This window comes from Burkholderia sp. MSMB1826 (assembly GCF_001526325.1).
In the GTDB taxonomy this organism is placed as follows: Bacteria; Pseudomonadota; Gammaproteobacteria; order Burkholderiales; family Burkholderiaceae; genus Burkholderia.
Genome location: NZ_LOYN01000010.1, coordinates 679,752 through 699,459 on the forward strand (window position 1 = coordinate 679,752; position 19,708 = coordinate 699,459).

General features: G+C 69.2%; 15 protein-coding genes. 8 read left to right on the forward strand and 7 right to left on the reverse strand.

Annotated elements, in window-relative coordinates:
* Positions 1-37: 37 nt before the first annotated feature.
* From gsiB to WS95_RS05045, 4 genes are all read right to left on the reverse strand, one after another.
* Positions 38-1,600 (reverse strand): glutathione ABC transporter substrate-binding protein GsiB, encoded by a 1,563-nt coding sequence (gene gsiB, locus WS95_RS05030; RefSeq protein WP_059783769.1) that lies wholly within the window; start codon positions 1,598-1,600, stop codon positions 38-40.
* 101 nt (positions 1,601-1,701) lie between these two features.
* Positions 1,702-3,600 (reverse strand): dipeptide ABC transporter ATP-binding protein, encoded by a 1,899-nt coding sequence (locus WS95_RS05035; protein WP_034205013.1) that lies wholly within the window; start codon positions 3,598-3,600, stop codon positions 1,702-1,704.
* 25 nt (positions 3,601-3,625) lie between these two features.
* The gene (locus tag WS95_RS05040) at positions 3,626-4,624 is read right to left on the reverse strand and encodes an isoaspartyl peptidase/L-asparaginase family protein (RefSeq protein ID WP_059783772.1); all 999 of its coding nucleotides are present in this window, start codon (positions 4,622-4,624) and stop codon (positions 3,626-3,628) included.
* Complete coding sequence (locus tag WS95_RS05045; RefSeq protein WP_034205015.1) at positions 4,621-5,565, reverse strand: MurR/RpiR family transcriptional regulator; 945 nt, start codon at positions 5,563-5,565, stop codon at positions 4,621-4,623. Before WS95_RS05045 ends, WS95_RS05040 begins: the two co-directional genes overlap by 4 nt.
* Before the next feature lie 468 nt (positions 5,566-6,033).
* Here WS95_RS05045 and WS95_RS05050 point away from each other — a divergent pair, with 468 nt between their 5' ends.
* The 5 genes from WS95_RS05050 (at position 6,034) to WS95_RS05070 (ending at position 13,704) form a co-directional block, all read left to right on the forward strand.
* Entirely contained in the window at positions 6,034-7,305 is a 1,272-nt protein-coding gene (locus tag WS95_RS05050) for an MFS transporter (protein WP_059783776.1), read from the forward strand.
* A gap of 28 nt (positions 7,306-7,333) precedes the next feature.
* Entirely contained in the window at positions 7,334-9,754 is a 2,421-nt protein-coding gene (locus WS95_RS05055) for a glycoside hydrolase family 31 protein (protein ID WP_059822598.1), read from the forward strand.
* Positions 9,755-9,879: 125 nt separating this feature from the next.
* Positions 9,880-11,067 (forward strand): porin, encoded by a 1,188-nt coding sequence (locus WS95_RS05060; protein WP_059783780.1) that lies wholly within the window; start codon positions 9,880-9,882, stop codon positions 11,065-11,067.
* A 307-nt stretch (positions 11,068-11,374) separates the two neighbouring features.
* Positions 11,375-13,396, forward strand: coding sequence for a BCCT family transporter (locus WS95_RS05065; RefSeq protein WP_059783782.1), 2,022 nt, complete (start codon positions 11,375-11,377; stop codon positions 13,394-13,396).
* The gene (locus WS95_RS05070) at positions 13,393-13,704 is read left to right on the forward strand and encodes a hypothetical protein (RefSeq protein ID WP_059783784.1); all 312 of its coding nucleotides are present in this window, start codon (positions 13,393-13,395) and stop codon (positions 13,702-13,704) included. Before WS95_RS05065 ends, WS95_RS05070 begins: the two co-directional genes overlap by 4 nt.
* Positions 13,705-13,805: 101 nt before the next feature.
* Here the strand turns inward: WS95_RS05070 and WS95_RS05075 are convergent, their stop codons facing one another.
* Entirely contained in the window at positions 13,806-14,654 is an 849-nt protein-coding gene (locus tag WS95_RS05075) for a class I SAM-dependent methyltransferase (protein WP_059783786.1), read from the reverse strand.
* Between the two features lie 164 nt (positions 14,655-14,818).
* On the opposite strand from WS95_RS05075, the gene WS95_RS05080 reads away from it, so the two are divergent.
* From WS95_RS05080 to WS95_RS05090, 3 genes are all read left to right on the forward strand, one after another.
* Entirely contained in the window at positions 14,819-16,282 is a 1,464-nt protein-coding gene (locus WS95_RS05080; protein ID WP_059822600.1) for a metallophosphoesterase family protein, read from the forward strand.
* A gap of 53 nt (positions 16,283-16,335) precedes the next feature.
* The gene (locus tag WS95_RS05085; RefSeq protein ID WP_082746855.1) at positions 16,336-17,664 is read left to right on the forward strand and encodes a cytochrome-c peroxidase; all 1,329 of its coding nucleotides are present in this window, start codon (positions 16,336-16,338) and stop codon (positions 17,662-17,664) included.
* Between the two features lie 96 nt (positions 17,665-17,760).
* Positions 17,761-18,039, forward strand: a complete 279-nt coding sequence (locus WS95_RS05090) for a hypothetical protein (RefSeq protein ID WP_059783792.1) — start codon at positions 17,761-17,763, stop codon at positions 18,037-18,039.
* A gap of 70 nt (positions 18,040-18,109) precedes the next feature.
* Here WS95_RS05090 and WS95_RS05095 read toward each other — a convergent pair whose 3' ends face one another.
* Both WS95_RS05095 and WS95_RS05100 read right to left on the reverse strand, forming a co-directional pair.
* Complete coding sequence (locus WS95_RS05095; RefSeq protein WP_059822603.1) at positions 18,110-19,378, reverse strand: NAD(P)/FAD-dependent oxidoreductase; 1,269 nt, start codon at positions 19,376-19,378, stop codon at positions 18,110-18,112.
* Positions 19,375-19,608, reverse strand: coding sequence for a 2Fe-2S iron-sulfur cluster-binding protein (locus WS95_RS05100; RefSeq protein ID WP_012338331.1), 234 nt, complete (start codon positions 19,606-19,608; stop codon positions 19,375-19,377). Before WS95_RS05100 ends, WS95_RS05095 begins: the two co-directional genes overlap by 4 nt.
* Between the last annotated feature and the right edge of the window lie 100 nt (positions 19,609-19,708).

Sequence of the window (19,708 nt, forward strand, 5' to 3'; positions counted from 1 at the left end):
CTCGCGCCGCCGGCACGGCATGGCGGACGAACCGCCGTCATTTCAGCGAGATCTCGTCGAAGTTGAACGAGCCGTCCGGCATCACGTACGCGCCCTGCAGCCGCTTGCTGCGCGCATACACGATCTTCTCCTGCACGAGGAAGATCCACGGCGCATCGGCCCAGATCTGCTTCTGCGCATCGGCGTAGAACTCGGCCTTCTTCGCGCGATCGGTCGTCTCGAGCGCCTTCGTCAGATCGCCGTCGACCGCGTCGTTCTTGTAGTACGCGGTATTGACGAGCTTCGGCGGCGCGGACGCGGCCGCCAGCAGCGGCGTGATCGCCCAGTTCGCTTCGCCCGTCGACGACGACCAGCCGATGTAGTACATCCGCACCGGCGCCTTCGCCGGATCCGGCGCGCTCTCGACCTTCGCGACGCGCTCGCCGGCTTCCAGCGCCTGCACCTGCACCTTCACGCCGACCTGCGCGAGCTGCTGCTGCACGAACTGGATCGCCTTCTGCGACGTCGAGTTGTTATACGCGGACCACAGCGTCGTCTCGAAGCCGTTCGGATAGCCGGCTTCCTTCAGCAGCGCACGCGCCTTCGCCGGGTCGTACGGCCACGGGCCCAGCTTCGTCGCGTAATCGACGCCCTGCGGCACCACGCCGGTCGACGGCGTCGCGAAACCGGAGAACGCGACCTTCGCGAGCGCTTCCTTGTTCACCGCGTAGTTCAGCGCCTGGCGCACCTTCGGGTTGTCGAACGGCTTCTGCAGCATGTTCAGCGACACGTAGCGCTGCACGATCGACGGCCGCTCGACGACGTCGACCTTCGGGTTGCCTTTCAGCTCGGTCGCCTGCTCGAACGGAATGCGGAACGCGAAATCGGCTTCGCCCGTCTTCATCAGCGCCGCGCGCGTGTTGTTGTCGACCACCGGCTTCCAGTCGATCGCGTCGATCTTCGGATAGCCCTTCTTCCAGTAGCCCGCGAACTTCTTCACCTTCAGGTCGTCGGTCTGTTTCCACTCGACGAACTCGAACGGCCCGGTGCCGACCGGATGCAGCGCGATGTCGCGGCCCCACTTCTTCAGCGCGGCCGGCGAGATCATCACGGCCGACGGGTGCGCGAGCGTGTTGATGAACGCCGAGAACGGCTCGCGCAGCGTGACCTTCACCGTGGTCGGATCGACGACCTCGGTCTTCTCGATCACGCGGAACATGTTGTAGCGCTTCAGGTGGTTCGCGGGATCGGTCACGCGGTCGAAGTTCGCCTTCACGGCGGCCGCGTTGAAATCGGTGCCGTCGTGGAACTTCACGCCCGAGCGCAGCTTGATCGTGTACGTCTTCGCATCGGGGCTGGCTTCATAGCCCGTCGCGAGCACGTCGACGAGCTTCATGTCCTTGTCGAAGCCGAACAGGCCCTGGTAGAACGACTTGACGACGGCCTGCGACACCGTGTCGTTCGCGTCGTACGGGTCCATCGTCGTGAAGGTCGAGTCCACCGCCATCACCGCGGTCTGCTGCGCGTACGCGGGCAGCGCGGCCGACAGCGCAAACGCGCCGGCAAGCGCGACGAAGCATGCGCGCGGACGGAACATCGAAAACGGATGCTGCTGGGTCATTTTGCTGGGCTCCTATCGGTGAATCGGTGACGCCTCACGGGCGTTTCGGTTTCGACTGCCTGCGGGTGCGTGCGCCGTCGTCGCCGCGCACGCTCCCCCACTCAATACGCGCCGCCGACACGATGCGTCGCGACGTAATGATCGGGGCCGACCGCGACGAGCGGCGCGACGAGCGGCTCGTCGCCGACCGCGCGGATCGGGCTCGGAATCTCGTCCGCCGCGAGCTGGCGCGGCGCATGCCGGCGCGCGGGGTCGGCCACCGGCACCGCGCTCATCAGCTTCTTCGTGTACGGATGCTGCGGCGCCTCGAACACCGCGCGGCGCGGGCCGATCTCGACGATCTGGCCGAGATACATCACCGCGACGCGATGGCTGACGCGCTCGACCACCGCCATGTCGTGCGAGATGAACAGGTACGCGACGCCCAGCTCGCGCTGCAGGTCGAGCATCAGGTTGACGATCTGCGCCTGCACCGACACGTCGAGCGCCGACACCGACTCGTCGGCGATCACGACCTTCGGGTTCAGCGCGAGCGCACGCGCAATCGCGATCCGCTGGCGCTGACCGCCCGAGAATTCGTGCGGATAGCGGCGCGCGGCCTCCGGCGGCAGGCCGACCTTGTCGAGCAACCAGTCGACCCGCGCCTGCGCTTCGCCGCCGCTCGCGACGCCGTGCACCAGCAACGGCTCCATGATCGAGAAGCCGACGGTCAGACGCGGGTTCAGCGACGCGAACGGGTCCTGGAAGATGAACTGGATGTTGCGGCGCAACGCCTGCAGGTCCGGGCCCTTCAGCGCGCTGATGTCGCGGCCGTCGAATTCGATCGAGCCGCTTTGCGATTCGACGAGGCGCAACAGCGAACGGCCGGTGGTCGACTTGCCGCAGCCCGATTCGCCGACGAGCGCGAGCGTCTCGCCCGCGCGCAGCTCGAAGCTCACGCGCTCGACCGCATGCACGTATTGCGACACGCGGCCGAACACGCCGCTCTTCACCGGAAAGCGCGTGACGAGATCGCGCACGCGCAGGATCGGCGGCGCGGCGTGATCGACGGGCGGCTGCGCGTCGTTCGCCGCGCACGCCGTGGTCGGCGCCGTCGCGCTCGCGCCGTCCACCTTGAGCAGCGGGAATTTCTCGGGGACGTCGGTGCCCTGCATCGAGCCGAGCCGCGGCACCGCCGCGAGCAGCGCCCGCGTGTAGCGATGCGCGGGCGTCGTGAATATCCGCTCGGACTCGCCCTCCTCGACCTTCTCGCCGCGATACATCACGAGCACGCGGTCGGCGACTTCGGCCACCACCCCCATGTCGTGCGTGATGAAGATCACGCCCATGTTCATTTCGTCCTGCAGCCCGCGGATCAGTTGCAGGATCTGCGCCTGGATCGTCACGTCGAGCGCGGTCGTCGGCTCGTCGGCGATCAGCAGCGCGGGCCGGCACGACAGCGCCATCGCGATCATCACACGCTGCCGCATCCCGCCGGACAACTGATGCGGATGACGTGCGAACACGCGGCGCGCTTCGGGGATGCGCACCAGATCGAGCAGCCGCAGCGCTTCCGCGCGTGCTTCGGCGGCGCCCTTCGACTGGTGCAGCGCGATCGCCTCGCTGATCTGGTCGCCGACCGTAAATACCGGATTCAGCGACGTCATCGGCTCCTGGAAGATCATCGCGATGTCCGCGCCGCGGATGCCGCGCATCGTCGCGGCACGCGCCTGCGCGAGATCGACCAGCGCGCCGCCGCGGCGCCGGAACGCGATCCGGCCGCTCGTGATTTCGCCGCCGCCGTGCTCGACGAGACGCATCAGCGCGAGCGACGTGACCGACTTGCCCGAGCCCGATTCGCCGACGATCGCGAGCGTCTCGCCGCGATCGACGTGAAACGACACGTTGCGCACCGCGTCGAACGTCGCGCCTTCGCGGCGGAACGTGACCGACAGGTCGTCGACGGCCACCACGCGCTGCTCGGGCAGCGTCAGGACCGACGGGTTACGGCTCGAAGTCATGCGTCTCTCCTCGTGCGATCCGCGATCACGCCGCGTCGTCGCGGTAGATGCCGACGACCGGCGCTTCACCGACGCGCGCGTAGCCGCGGTACATCCCTTCGGTGTTGAACGGCATCGCGACGTTGCCCCGTGCGTCGACCGCGATGATCCCGCCGCGGCCCGCGAGGCGCGGCAGCTTGTTCATCACGACGTCGTGCGCGGCATCGGCGAGCGACGCGCCGCGATACGCGATCTGCGCGGCGACGTCGTAGGCCGTCGCGAGCCGCATGAACATCTCGCCGGTGCCCGTCGACGATACCGCGCAGGTCGCGTCGTCCGCATAGCAGCCCGCGCCGATGATCGGCGAATCGCCGACGCGCCCCGGCTGCTTGTTCGTGATGCCGCCCGTCGACGTCGCCGCCGCGATGTGGCCGTTCAGGTCGCACGCGACCGCGCCGACCGTGCCGTGCTTGCGGTCCGGATCGAGCGGCTCGGCCGGCTGCGTCTGTTGCTGCGACTGGCCGAACACGAACGTCGCCGCATCGTGGTCGAGCATCGCGCCGGCCGCCGCGCGCGCCTTCACCCACTGCGCATGCCGCGCCTCGGTGTCGAAGTAGCCGGGCTCGGCGAGTTCGAGCCCCTGCGCGGCCGCGAACGCATCGGCGCCCGCGCCGGCGAACAGCACGTGCTCGCTCGCCTCCATCACGCGCCGCGCGGCGAGCACCGGATTGCGCACGCGGGTCGCGCAGCAGATCGCGCCGGCGCCGAGCGTCGCGCCGTCCATGACCGCCGCATCGAGTTCGTGCTTGCCTTCCGCCGTATAGACGGCGCCGCGCCCGGCGTTGAACAGCGGGCAATCCTCGAGCATCCGCACCGCGACGGTGACGGCGTCGAGCGCGCTGCCGCCGTCGGCCAGCACCCGTTGCGCGGCCTGCAGGATCGCGGTGAGTTCGGCGCGGTACCGACGTTCGGTGTCGGTGTCCATCGCTTCGCGCAGGATCGTGCCTGCGCCGCCGTGAATCGCGACGATCGCGGATGAAGTCATGATTTTTTCGGACGGGGGAAAGAAGGGTTGGCGGCCGGCAACGCCGCTTGCGGCTGCACGAGCCACGGCAGCAGGAATTCGGTCATCTCGGCGGCGGATTTCGCGGACCGGTGCGTGCGCAGCGCGACCGCGTCGATCAGCGCCTCGATCATCGTCAGCACGGCGGCTTCCGACGTGGCCGCGAAACGCCGCTCGGCCTTGACGTACAGGTTCAGCGACGCGAGCGGCGCGAGCGGCGATTGCGGGCCGTCGGAGATGCCGAGCACGCGCGCGCCGCGCGCCGCCGCACGACGGGCCAGCTCGATCGTGTCCTTCACGTAGCGCGGAAACGCGAGCGCGATCACGAGATCGCGCGAATCGGCCGTGTACAGGCGTCGCGCCGCATGCGACGGCCCGCCGAGCAGCGCGAGCGATTGCACGCTGTCATGGCAGACGGACAGTCCGTGCTCCATCAATCCGGCCAGAAACGCGCTCGACCCGGCGCCGAGAATCAGCACGCGCCGCGCGCCGACGATCGCCTCGACCGCCGCCTCGACATCGGCGGCGTCCAGTTGCGCACGCGTGTTCTCGATGTTGGCGGCAGCCTGGTCGAACACCGCGTCGATCCAGACCGCGCCGCGCACGCCGGATTCCTGCTCCTGCGCGGAACGCAGCCGTTCGACCGGCCCGAGCGTGGCCTCGAAGCCGCGTACGAGCGCCGCGCGCATCGCCGGATAGCCGTCGAAGCCGAGCGCCTTCGCGAAGCGGTTCGCGGTCGCGATCGACGCATTCACCGCCTGCGCGAGCTCGTCGATCCGCATCGTCGCCGCGCGAAACGGGTTCGCGAGCACGAATTCGCCCATGCGCCGGTGAATCGGCGTCATCAACGGCATCGCCGACGCGATCCGCTCGGCGATCGCGGGTTCGTCGTGACTGACATCGGGCGGAATGAGAGGCGTCATGCGAAGGGTTGTTGCAAGGTTCGATGAAAATCAATTTACACAATCCGTCTTCCGAAAAGAAATAAATTTTCATCAGGGTTGTCACGCCCCACCCGGCGTGCGTCGACCGTCCGGACGATCGTCCGGGCCGCCGCACGGGCCTTCGACGGGCAACCGCCTGCGCTGCCGCTCGCCCGGTCGCGACCGTTCATCGGGAAAACCCGAGTACGTTCGTTCGAATGCAGATTCACGTTGACCGGATTCGCATTCGAACATAGGATGTTCGAAAATGATCAGTCGTCAGATAACATTGCAGCTCGAAGACGACCGAATGTTCGCTCGAACACCGTGATTTCGATATAAACCGGTAAAACCGGCGCGCATCAAGATCGGACATCGTACGAACAAAACGAAACAAGCCATCCGGACGGATGGCCCTCACGGACCGGGCAGGCGCCGCGCGCCCGCCCTCCCTGACAGGAGACAGCAGTGAAGACAGTCAAGGCGTTGCGCTGGTGGATCATCGTGCTCGTGTGTCTCGGCACGATCCTCAACTACCTCGCACGGAATTCCCTCGCGGTGCTCGCGCCCGAGCTCAAGCAGGTGTTCGCGATCTCGACGCAGCAGTACTCGTACATCGTCGGCGCCTTCCAGATCGGTTACACGATCATGCAACCGGTATGCGGGTTCATCGTCGACCTGATCGGGCTGCGGCTCGGTTTCGCGCTGTTCGCGATGCTGTGGTCGGTGGTCGGCGTCGCGCACGGCTTCGCGTCCGGCTGGCTGTCGCTCGGCATCCTGCGCGGCTTTCTGGGCCTGTTCGAGGCCGCCGCGATTCCGTCCGGGATGAAGGCCGTCGCCGAATGGTTTCCCGATCGCGAGAAATCGGTCGCGGTCGGCTACTTCAACGCGGGCACGTCGCTCGGCGCCGCGATCGCGCCGCCGCTCGTCGTGTTCCTGTCGATGCGGTTCGGCTGGCAGGCCGCGTTCATGGTCACCGGCGCGCTCGGATTCGTGTGGGCCGCCCTCTGGTACACGCAGTACCGGTCCCCGGCCGATCATCCGCGCATCACGCCGCAGGAGCGCACGCTGATCCGCGACGGCCAGGCCACGATGCCGCCCGTGTCGAAGCGCCGCATCCGCGACGTCGTCACCGCGCGCCGCTTCTGGGCGATCGCGCTGCCGCGCTTCTTCGCGGAACCCGCGTGGCAGACCTTCAGCTTCTGGATTCCGCTGTACCTCGCGACCGAGCGCCACATGCCGCTCACGCAGATCGCGGTGTTCGCGTGGATGCCGTTTCTCGCGGCCGACGCAGGCGGCATCGCGGGCGGCTATCTGTCGCCGTATCTCGCCAATCGCTTCAGGCTGCCGCTCGTGTGGTCGCGCGTCGCCGGCGTCGCGCTCGGCGCGGTGCTGATGCTCGGGCCCGCGATGATCGGTCTCGTGTCGTCGCCGTACACGGCGATTGCGCTGTTCTGCGTCGGCGGCTTCGCGCACCAGATGATCTCGGCGCTCGTCAACACGCTGTCGGCCGACGTGTTCGATCCCGAGGAAGTCGGCACCGCGAGCGGCTTCGCCGGGATGGCCGCGTGGATCGGCGGCCTCGGCTTCTCGCTGCTGGTCGGCGCGCTCGCGGACAAGATCGGCTATGCGCCGCTGTTCGCGTGCCTCGGCCTGTTCGACATCGTCGGCGTCACGCTGCTCGCGGTGCTGATCCGCGGGCAGTCGAAGCAGGAACGCCTGCTCGCGCAGCACGCGTGACATCCGTTTTCACCAGGAAATCGCATTCATGACTTCGCTTCTTCATCCGCCCGTGTTCCGCGTCGCCAGTCACCACGCGAACCACGTGCTGCTCGCCTCCGATACGGGCGCGACTCTCGAAATCTTCGTGCTCGAGGACGATATCGTGCGCGTGCGCGTGCTCCCCGACGCGACGGCGCGCAACCCGCGCACGTGGACGATCGCGCCCGGTCTCGACGACGTGCCGCTCGACGGGCGCGACCGCCTCGACCTGAGCGGCTTCGCGCTGCCCCACTACGACTTCGTGGAAGACGACGACGGCATGCGCATCGAAACCGCGCAGGTCCGGCTCACGGTGCGCCGGCAAGGCGGCCATTGCACGTGGTCGATGCGCGGCGCGGACGGCGCATGGCGCGTCGCACTCGCCGACCGCCCGACGCAGGCGTACAACTTCGGCTGGTGGGACGAGCGCGCGTATCACTACGTCGCCCGCGCGCGCGGCGACAAGGTATTCGGCCTCGGCGAACGCGCAGGCGAACTCGATCGCACGGGCGCACGCTTCGAGATGCGCAACATCGACGCGATGGGCTACAGCGCGAAGCATACCGACCCGCTGTACAAGCACATCCCGTTCTACATCACGTGGTCGCCCGATGCGTGCCAGGGGTTCGGGCTGTTCTACGACACGCTGTCCGACTGCTCGTTCGACATGGGCCGCGAGCTCGACAACTATCACGGGCCCTATCGCTATTTCGTCGCCGAGCACGGCGATCTCGACTACTACTTCATCGCGTCGCCCGATACGCCGCTCGCGGCCGCGCGGCGCTTCACGTGGCTGACCGGGCGCCCCGCGCGCACGCCGAAATGGGGGCTCGGCTATTCGGGCTCGACGATGAGCTACACCGACGCGCCGGACGCCCAGCAGCAGATGAACCAGTTCGTCGAGCAGTGCGACGCGCACGACATCCTGTGCGATTCGTTCCACCTGTCGTCGGGCTATACGTCGATCGGCGCGAAGCGCTACGTGTTCAACTGGAACCGCGACAAGTTTCCCGACGCGAAGGGTTTCGTGCAGCACTATCGCGACCACGGCATCCGCCTGTGCGCGAACATCAAGCCGTGCCTGCTGCGCGACCATCCCGCCTTCGAAGAAGCCGCGCAGCGCGCTCTGCTGATCCGCTCGGCGTCCGGCGAACCCGCATGGGTGCAGTTCTGGGACGAAGTCGGCGCGTATCTCGACTTCACGCAGCCGGACACCTATCGATGGTGGCAGGAGCAGGTCACGTCGGCGCTGCTGGAATACGGAATCGAGTCGACCTGGAACGACAACAACGAATACGAGATCTGGTCGCCCGACGCGATCGCGCACGGCTTCGGCCAGCCGTTTCCGGCACGCGAAGCCAAGGTGCTCCAGACGATGCTGATGATGCGCGCGTCGCGCGATGCGCAGCGCGCGCATGCGCCGGCGCGCCGGCCGTTCCTCGTGTCGCGCTCCGGCGGCGCCGGCATGCAGCGCTACGTGCAGACGTGGTCCGGCGACAACTTCACGTCCTGGGAAACGCTGCGCTACAACCTGAAGATGGGCCTCGGGCTCGCGCTGTCGGGCGTGTCGAACATCGGCCACGACATCGGCGGCTTCTCCGGCCCCGCGCCGTCGCCCGAGCTGCTGCTGCGCTGGGTGCAGTTCGGCATCTTCATGCCGCGCTTCAGCATTCATTCGTGGAACGACGACGGCACCGTCAACGAACCGTGGATGTACCCGGAGATCACCGCGCAGATCGCGTCGCTGATCAAGCAGCGCTACCGGCTGCTGCCGTACCTCTATCACCTGCTGTGGCTGTCGACCACGCGCTACGAGCCCGTGCTGCGGCCGACCTTCGCCGATTTCCCCGGCGATGCGCGCTGCTACGACGCATGCGACGACATGATGCTCGGCGACTCGCTGCTGGTCGCGCCGGTCGTCGATCCCGGTCTGACCGAGCGCACGGTTTACCTGCCGGCGGGCGCACGCTGGACGTGCTGTGCGAGCGCGCAGTCGTTCGACGGCGGCGCGAGCGTGACGCTGCCCGCGCCGCTCGACACGCCGGTGACGCTGCTGCGCGAAGGCCGCGTGCTGCCGATGAACGTCGCGGAACAGCATTTCGGTGCGCGCGCCGATACGCGCGGCTTCCTCGTCGCACCGCGGATCGAGGACGGCGTCGCGTACGGCGAATGCGTCGAGGACGACGGCGAGACGGAAGCATGGCGAGACGGCGAATACGGCCTGTGGCGCATCGAGACCGGCCGCGAGGCGTCGGGCGTGCTCGGCGTGTCGGTCCGCTGGGACGGCCGCCCGGCGCGCCCGGCCGATCGCGTCGAGATCCTGCTGCCCGCGTCGCTGCAAGGCCCGGTTGCCATGCGCGGTGCGCGGGTCGAGCAGGAGGCGCGGGACGGTGCGTGGCGTCGCCTCGTCGTCGCGTTCGACCACTGAACCACCGAACACGAAAGCCGAAGCAAACCCGATCGGGCGGGCCGTTCGCGCGGCCCGCCCCCTGCCACAGAGGAGGCATTCAACCTCCCGCCCCTTGAAAAGATGAAGAGACCCGGAGATCGACAATGAAAGCATCCGCCAACCGTTATGCAATCCTGATTTTATCGGCCGCGTCGCTCGGCACGACCGCCGCCCACGCGCAGAGCAGCGTCACGCTGTACGGCGTCGTCGACGATTCGCTCGCGTACGTGAACAACCAGCAGGGACACTCGAACGTCTACATGCGCGACGGCAACCTGTATGCGTCGAAGTTCGGGCTGCGCGGCGACGAGGATCTCGGCGGCGGCACGCACGCGATCTTCGACCTGCAGGCCGGCTTCAACCTGAATACGGGCGCGCAGGCCGCCGCCGGCACGCTGTTCAATCGCCAGGCGTTCGTCGGCCTGCGCAACGTTCGCTACGGCACGGTCACGGCCGGCCGCCAGTACACGCCCTACTTTCTGTTCGTCGGCCCGTACGCGTCGAGCAGCTGGCTGACGGGCGCCACCGGCGCGCATCCGGGCGACATCGACGGCCTCGACACGACGATTCGCGTGAACAACTCGGTCACCTATACGTCGCCGACCTTCGCCGGGCTGAGCGCGAGCGCGATGTACGCATTCGGCGGCATTGCCGGCGCGACCGGCAAGGGCAACACGTTCAGCGCCGCGCTGCGCTATGCGAACGGGCCGGTCGGGATCGCGGCCGGTTACCTGCGGATCAACAGCTCGGGCTCGTCGGCGGGCTTCCTGAATCCGGCCACCGCATCGTCGGGCAGCTTCGCGGTATCCGTGCTGAATCAAGGCTACCTCACCGCGAAAGCCGTCGAGCAGGTCGCGGCGGCCGGCAACTACACGCTCGGCGACCTGACGCTGGGGCTCAACTATTCGAACGTGAAGTATCTGCCCGGCAACGGCTCGACCTTCACCGACACGGCCGTGTTCAACACCTACGGCGCGCTTGCCGCGTACCGCTTCACGCCGACGTTCTCGGTGGCCGGCGCATTCGCGTATACGCTCGCGTCGAAGGCGAACGGCGTCGCGAACGCGGCCCGCTATCAGCAGTATTCGCTGAAGGAGTCGTACAGCCTGTCGAAACGCACGACGCTCTACGCGCTGCAGGCGTACACGCATTCGAGCGGGCGGACGCTCGGCGCGCAAGGCGCCGGCCACATCGTCGACGCGGCGCCGATCGTCGGCGATTCGCAGCAGCTCACGCCGTCGACGACGCACGGCCAGTTCGTCGGCATGGCCGGGATCGCCGTCACGTTCTGAGCCCGTCCGGCGGCGCCTTCCGCGCGCCGTCTCCGGCCCGGACGATGCGCTTGCCGCGCGCGCCGTCCGGGCGCCCGATACGCGTTCGTCGCGGCGCGTTCCCCGCCTCGCCGGCCCGCCGCGCGCATCGCGCGGGTTTTCTCGATGGCCGCGATACCTTACAATCCGTCAGGTTCATCCTTCTGCATACCCCTTCTTGCAGTCCTGACACCGCGGTACACTCGACGCACGCCGTATCAGGGTCCGACGCGCGACGTGCGCGCCGGGCGGCGTCGCGCTTCGTTGCGCCCACAACTGGATGCCCGCCATGCCGGATTCCCGTCCCTCGCCCCGCACGACATTCAAGCCGCAGGTCGTCCTGCCCGCGCTCGCCGTCATCGGCGCGCTACTCGTCGTGTGCGCACTGCACCCGAGCGAAGCCGGCGCACTGTTCTCCGCCGGCCAGCAATGGGTCATCGCACGGTTCGACTGGTTCTACGTGCTCGCCGTCACCGGCTTCCTCGTGTTTCTCGTGCTGATCGCCGCCAGCGACTTCGGCAATATCCGGCTCGGCCCCGACGACGCCGAACCCGAATTCAGCTTCGTGTCGTGGACGGCGATGCTGTTCGCGGCCGGCATGGGCATCGGGCTGATGTACTTCGGTGTCGGCGAGCCGATGCAGCATTTCCTGAAGCCGCCGACCGTCGATCCCGGCACGCCTGCCGCCGCGCGCGAAGCGATGCTGATGACGTTCTTCCACTGGGGCTTCCACGCGTGGGCGATCTACGGGCTGATGGGGCTCGTGCTCGCGTACTTCGGCTTCCGCTACAACCTGCCGCTCACGCTGCGCTCGGGGCTGTATCCGGTGCTGCGCGAGCGCATCGACGGCTGGGTCGGTCACACGGTCGACGCGTTCGCGCTCGTCGGCACGGTCGCCGGGATCGCGACAACCCTCGGCTACGGCGTGATGCAACTGAGCGCGGGCCTGCATACGGCCGCCGGGTGGGACACGGGCGGCAACCTGTTCCGCATCGGGCTCGTCGCGGTGGTCGTGATCCTCGCGGGCGTGTCGGCCGCGACCGGCCTCGACAAGGGCGTGCGCCGGCTGTCCGAGCTGAACCTGCTGCTCGCGTTCCTGCTGCTCGCCTTCGTGGTGGTCGCAGGCCCGACCGCATTCCTGCTGCGCGCGCTCGGCGACAACATCGGCCAGTACCTGTCGAGCCTCGTCGACCTGTCGTTCCGTACGTACGCCTACGCGCCGCCGCGGGAGGAAGGCTGGTTCGGCGGCTGGACGATTCTCTACTGGGCGTGGTGGGTGTCGTGGTCGCCGTTCGTCGGCATGTTCATCGCGCGCATCTCGCGCGGCCGTACGATCCGCCAGTTCGTGATCGGCGTGCTGCTCGTGCCGACCGCGTTCAACCTCGTGTGGATGACCGTGTTCGGCAACAGCGCGATCTGGCTCGACACGCACGGCGCGGCCGGCGCGCTCGCGCAGACGGCGACCAACGTCGATGCGCTGCTGTTCCGCTTCTTCGATTTCCTGCCGTTTCCGCAACTGCTGTCGATCGTCGCGATCGTGCTGATCGCGGTGTTCTTCGTCACGTCCGCCGATTCGGGCGCGTTCGTGATCGACCAGATCGCGACGCGCGGCAACGCGCATTCGCCGGTCTGGCAGCGGCTGTTCTGGGCCGCGCTGCTCGGCGTGACGGCCGCGGTGCTGCTCGTCGCGGGCGGGCTCGGCGCGTTGCAGGCGATGACGCTGATCGCGGCGCTGCCGGTCGCCCTCATCATGCTCGCGCTGTGCTACGGGCTGTGGCGCGGGCTCGCGGCCGACCGTGCGCACTATTCGCAGGACATCGCGCCTGCGGCGAGCTTCTGGACCGGCCAGCACTGGCGCCATCGCCTGACGCACATCCTGCGGCAGACGACCGAGGCCGAGGCGCGCCAGTTCGTCGCCGAGACGGTCGAGCCCGCGCTGCGCAAGGTCGCCGACGAGCTGCGCGCAAGCGGCGTCGATGCGCACGTGCAGCGCGACGGCGACGATGCGGTGCGGCTCACCGTGCCGACCGCCGAACACCGCGATTTCGTGTATGGCGTGCGCGTCACCGCGAAATCCGCGGCCGCGTTCCTGATGCGCGAGGCGGCCGAGCCGGAAGCCGCGCGGGCGCACGTGTACGGGATCGTCACGTTCTTCGAGGATGGCCGGCTCGGCTACGACGTCGAATACCTGCGCGGCGACGAAGTGATCGCCGACGTGCTGCGCCAGTACGAACGCTACGTGTCGCTCGCCGCGGACACACGCACGCACCTGCTGAGCCGCGCGCCGGGGCACGCGACGGAGGCCGAGTGAGCGGGTTGCTGCAAAGCCGCGCCGTCGACGTCATCGCACTCGGCACGCTCGCCGTGCTGTACCTCGGCGGCGCCGGCATCGCGCTGTGGCGGATCCGCGCCGCGGCGCCGCTCGGCAAGGTCTACTGGATCGTCTGCGCGGCGCTGCTCGGCGGCGGCGCAGTCGCGATGAGCGGCAACCTGTCGCCGGTACCGAACAGCGGCGAAATGCCGCCCGGTTTCGCGCTCGGCGCCGAGGCCGTCCTGCTCGGACTCGCGTTGGTCGCCGGCGGCTGCGCGTGGCTGATGCTGCGCGCGCGGAAACGCTGACGGCCGCGCGCCGCGCCATCCGCTGCGTCACGCGGGCACGGTCACGCGCGGGGCCAGCGGATGGCCAACCACTCCCTGATCCGCTCCTTTCATGCGACACATCATGCGCTCGGCGCGCGCGCCGTCACGAGCCAGCACGCCGCATCGAAACGCACCTCGGCGCCATGCACGTACGGCTCGAACGCCGCGCGCATCGTGTCGATCACGCACCGCCGCGTCGCTTCGTCCGTCTCCAGCAATGCGAGGCCTACCGGGCCCAGCCGGGCAATGTAGTCGTCCAGCGCAGGCTCCGGCAGCACGCACGCCCGGTCGACCGGCTCGATCGCGACGTCGGCCCAGCCGCTGTCCGACAGCACCGATGCGATCCGCTGCCGGTCGCCGAATGCGAACTGCCCCGGTGCACCGGGCTGCCGCACGGGCAGATTCGGCAGCAGCGGCGCGGCCGCCCGCTCGGCCGTCGTCATGAACGGATTGTCGGCCGCGCCACGCCACGCGACGAACCGCATCTGCGCACCCGGGCGCGCCGCCCGCCGCAGGTTCGCGAACGCCCGCACCGGGTCGTCGAAGAACATCACGCCGAGGCGCGACACGATCAGGTCGACGCTCGCCGGCTCGAACGCATGCGTCTGCCCGTCCGCGCACACGAAGCGGGCGCGCAGGCCGCAGCGTTCGGCGCGCGCCCGGGCGGCGTCGATCATCCGCGCCGAAATATCGATGCCCGTGCACTGCGCGTTCGCGCCGAGCCGCCGCGCGATCGCGAGCGTGACCGCGCCCGTGCCGCAACCGACATCGAGCACGCGACTGGCCGACGACGCTGCCGCGGCATCCGCCAGCAGCGCTTCGAACGGCTCGAACATCCGGTCCAGCGACGCCTGCGCATCGACCCATGCGCGCCCCGACGGACCGTTCCATAGCGCCGATTGCGCTTCGTTGGGCCGGTTGGCTTCCATCGTCGATCCCCTTCCGATTCATTGATGACGAACCGGACTGTGCTACTTCAAGCCGGCTTGAGGTCAAGGCCGGTCCTTGTGCGCCCCGTCACGCCCCGCTTTTCACATTTCTTACATTCGCGCTGCGTATCGTTGACGACTTTCCTACGGCGCCTTCTCCTCCCATGCGACGACTCATCACGCGTGCGCTGCTCGTGCGCTGCGCTCCTCTTGTTGCCCTCGCCGCGTTGTCCGCGTGCTCGAATCACATCGATACGCCGGACGATCCGGCCAGCGCGTCGGTCAACGTCCAGGCCGCATGGGTCGAGATCGGCGATGCGAACCAGGCCATCGCGCGCGTCGTCACGAACTACACGCCCGCGTCGGCCGGCGATTCGCCGTGCCCGCAACTGACCGTCGACGGCAAGCTGTCGCGCATGGCGCTGCGCGCGGGCGCCGCGACCGTCGCCCAGCGGCCGACCGCCAGCGACCCGGCCGATTCGAAACCGTCGAGCTTCCCGGTGTCCGTCTGCGAGGCGACGTTGCCGGCCGGCGCGCAGGCGGCCAGCGTCGCGGGCCGCACGCTGCCGCTGCCGAAAGCGCAGCCGCAGCGCATCGCGATCATCGCCGACACGGGCTGCCGGATGAAGAAGGCCGACAACGCATGGCAAGCGTGCAACGACGCCGCGGTCTGGCCGCTCGACACGATCGCGGCCAGCGTCGCGAAGCTGGCGCCCGATCTCGTGCTGCACGTCGGCGACTACCACTATCGCGAGAACGCGTGCCCGCCGGACATCGCCGGCTGCAAGGACAGCCCGTGGGGCTATGGTTGGGATACGTGGCAAGCCGACCTGTTCCGCCCGGCCGCGCCGTTGCTCGCGAAGGCGCCGTGGGTGGTCGTGCGCGGCAATCACGAGGAATGCGCGCGCGCGGGCCAGGGCTGGTTCCGCTTCCTCGACCCGCGCCCGTATTCGGCCGCACGTTCGTGCGACGATCCGGCCAACGACAACAACGCGAACTATTCGGAACCCTATGCGGTGTCGCTCGGCGGCGGCTCGCAGGTGATCGTGTTCGACACCGCGAAGGTCGGCCGCACCCCGCTGAAGACGACGGACGCGCAGTTCGGCATCTACCAGAAGCAGTTCCAGACGGTCGCCTCGCTCGCGTCGAAGCCCGGCATGACGACGACGATCTTCACGAACCATCATCCGATCCTCGCGTTCGCGCCGATCGCCGGCAGCACGCCGGCGCCGGGCAACCTCGCGCTGCAGTCGGTGATGTCGAGCCTCAACGCGCAGGCGTACTACCCGCCGGGCGTGCACGTCGCGCTGCACGGCCACGTGCACGATTTCCAGGCGATCAACTTCTCGTCCGGGCACCCCGCGACGATCGTCTCCGGCAACGGCGGCGACAACCTCGACGTCGCGCTGCCCGACCCATTCCCGGCCGGCCTGACGCCCGCGCCGGGCGCCGTGATCGAGCGGCTTTCGCACAACAACAGCTTCGGTTTCCTGATCATGGAGCGCAACCCGGCACCGGCAACGGGCTGGGTGTTCCATGCGTATTCGGCGGCCGGCAAGCGGCTCGCGTCGTGCAACCAGTCGGGCACGACGCTCGCCTGCGACAAGACGGGGTTCATCGCGCCGTGACGGAAGCAGTTCGATGCGACGGCCATGGCTGGCGCGGCCGGCAGACGCTGCACATGCTTGCCGCGACCGTGCTCGCCGGCCTGACGCTCGCGGCCCACGCCGCGCCGGCCGAAACGGTCCTGCTTCCTGGCGCGCCGCCTTCGCGCGTCGTCGACACGATCGGCAACGGCACGCCGCAGGTGACGAGCAAGATCGACGCGGCCACCGCCCGCTTCGCGCCCGACCCGACGCTCGTCGCGCTCGGCCGCCGGATCTTCTTCGATCCGCGGCTGTCCGAGCCGCGCGGCATGTCGTGCGCGGGCTGCCACGATCCGGGCCGCGCGTTCGCGCCGACGCTGTCGGCCGCATCGCTCGCGGGGCCCGGCGTGCCGGAAGGCAGCCGGCCCGGGCGCTTCAGCCGGCGCAATGCGCCGTCGCTGCTGTACGTGCGCTACGTGCCGCGCCGCCACTTCTACCAGGACGACGATGCGCCTGCTCCGTCGCCGTTCGGCGGCCTGTTCAGCGACGGTCGCGCGGATACGCTCGCCGAGCAGATCCGCGGGCCGCTGTTCGATCCGAACGAGATGAACAACCGGTCGCCGGCCGCGCTGCTGCGCAAGGTCGATGCAACCGAACTCGCGCCCGATCTCGCCGCGCGCTTCGGCGCGCCGGTACGGCGCGATCCCGAGCAACTGGTGCGCGCGCTGGGCGCAGCCGTCGAAGCCTATCTGCAGAGCGACGAAATGGCGCCGTTCACGTCGCGCTTCGACGCGTTCCTGCGCACGCGCACGCCGCTCGCGCCGGCCGAGATGCGCGGCCTCGCGCTGTTCCGGAATCCGGACAAGGGCAATTGCATGACCTGCCATACGCTGTCGGATACGTCGAGCCGCCCGGAACGCTCGCTCTTCACCGATTTCGGCTACGACGCGATCGCGGTGCCGCGCAACCGCGCGCTGCCGGCGAACCGCGATCCGCGCCATTTCGACAACGGGCTGTGCGACACCGCGCGGCGGCTGCGCTGGCCCGAACCGACGCAATGGTGCGGCTACCTGCGCACGCCCGGGCTGCGCAACGTCGCGGTCAAGCAGACGTTCATGCACAACGGCGTGTTCACGACGCTGCGCGACGCGGTCGCGTTCTACAACACGCGCTCGACCGATCCCGGCTTCTGGTATCACGGCGCCAGGACGTTCGACGACGTGCCGGCCGCCTATCGCGGCAACATCAACGTCAACTCGACGCCGATGAACCGCCGGCCCGGCATGCCGCCCGCGCTGACCGACGCGGAAATCGACGACATCGTCGCGTTCCTCGGCACGCTGACCGACGCGCGCTATACCGGCCGTGCCGCCTCGGCCGCGCCCGACGCGCGGATCGCGCGCACCGCCGCACCGGCGCGCTGACCCTGGCCGAACGGCCAGTCGACGCGCCACCGCTTGCGATTACCGCAACTACTGGTTATATTTACAGTACTGTATTTATGAACAGTGAGGTGCGCGATGGAACATCTGGTCCGTATCGTCAACGACACCGATCGCCAAGTGCTGGCGTGGCTTCGTGCCCAGGTCGGCGATGCCCGCGTCGAGCGCGCGGCGCGTCAGCTCGGGCATACGCGCAAGCCCTTTCCGTCCGCCGTGTGCCGGTATCTGGGCATGAGCGCGCCGGCCACGCTGCGGCCGGCTCCGGCCCGGCCGCGTGCGGCCCGCGATTTCTCGGTCGGCGATCGTTACCTGTCGCTGATCCGCCAGCACCTCGCCACACACGCGGTCGGCCGATGAAATGGCGGCGGCTTGCCGCCTCGGTACCGTGTCCGGCCGGCGCACTCGCGTATTCGCAAGTCCGCGCGCGTCATGCGCCGTCGCAGGACCCCGTGCCGTCGAGCATCAGCGTACCGACCCGCGCGGGCACGAGCGGCGTGCGCGGCGCCGGCGGCGCCCAGCCGAACAGTGCCTGCGCGGCCGCGCCGCACACGCGGCCCTGGCACGCGCCCATCCCGCAACGCGACTGCAGTTTGGCGGCCGTCCAGCCCGGCTCCCGTGCGACCGCGTCGAACCGCACGTCCTCGCAACGACACAGCAGCGTGTCGGGCCGCGCGAGCCGGCGGATCGACTCCCGGATCGCGAAGCGCTCGCGGACGGCATCCGCGAACGCCTGCCAGTGCGCGCGCCGTGCGACAAGCTCGGCCAGTTGTGCGGTCTGCCCGGTCGCCGCGTAGCCCGCGATTTCGCCTTCGACCATTGCCAGTTCGCTGCCGCCGACGCCCGTGCATTCGCCCGCCGCGAAATACCCGTCGCGGCTCGTACGCTGATGCGCGTCGACCGCCACGGCGCCGTTCTCGATCTGGCAGCCGAGATGGCGTGGCAGCACGGTGTTCGGCACGAGGCCGAAGCCGCACGCGAGCCGGTCGCAGTCGACGTCGAATTCGCGATCGCCCTGGCGAATCCGCACGCGTTCGAGCCGCACGTCGCCGAAGGCCTCGACGACGTGCGCAGCGGGCCGATACGCCGACGTGACGAGCTTCGCGGCCTGCGCGAGCTTCGACGGCCAGCGCCACAGCCCCGCGCCGAAGCCGGCCACGTCGCTCCATGCGGCCTGTTCGAGCACGTGCGACACGCGTGCGCCGGCCTGCCGGGCCGTCGCCGCGCTCGCCAGCAGCAGCGGCCCGCTGCCCGCGATCACCGTGCGCTGCCCGCGCACGTCGAGCCCGTACTTGATCAGCGCCTGCAAGCCGCCTGCGCCGGTCACGCCGGGCAGCGTCCAGCCCGGGAACGGCAGCAGCAGCTCGCGGGCGCCGCAGCAGAGAATCAGCGTCCGGAAATCGAGTAGCAGCCCGCGCTCGTCGTCCTCGAGCAGCAGCGTACCCGGCTGCGTTTCGGCGACGATGCGCGTCGCCGCGAGATGCGTGACGTTCGGCTGCCTCAGGATGGCGAGGCGTTCGGCCGCGGCACGCGTCGGTGCGGCCGCGGTCGGCTGCCGCCAGATCTGCCCGCCCGCCCGCGGGTTGTCGTCGACGATCGCGACGGTCGCGCCGCTGCGCGCGGCGGCCCGCGCGGCCGACAGCCCGGCCGGCCCCGCGCCGACGATCGCGACGTCGACGCTCAATCGTTCCTGTTTCATCGCGTGCGCTCCACCTGCATGCCGTCGCGGCACAGCGTCTGGCACGCCAGCCGGCGCCGGCCGTCGATCGTCATCCGGCATTCCTGGCAAATGCCCATCCCGCAAAACGGCGCTCGCGCCGCGCCCGTGCACGACACACGCGTCGTGTCGTCGCCGCTCGCCGCGACGGCGGCCGCGACGGTCGCACCGTCGGCCACCGTCAGCGCGCGGCCGTCCAGATGAATGATCATGTCAGCCTCCGCCGGACCGTTCCAACGAGGCGGACCGCCTCCGTGGGGGGCGCCTTGCATGGGACCGGAGTAAGCGCCGAAGCGCCCACTCCGGCCAACG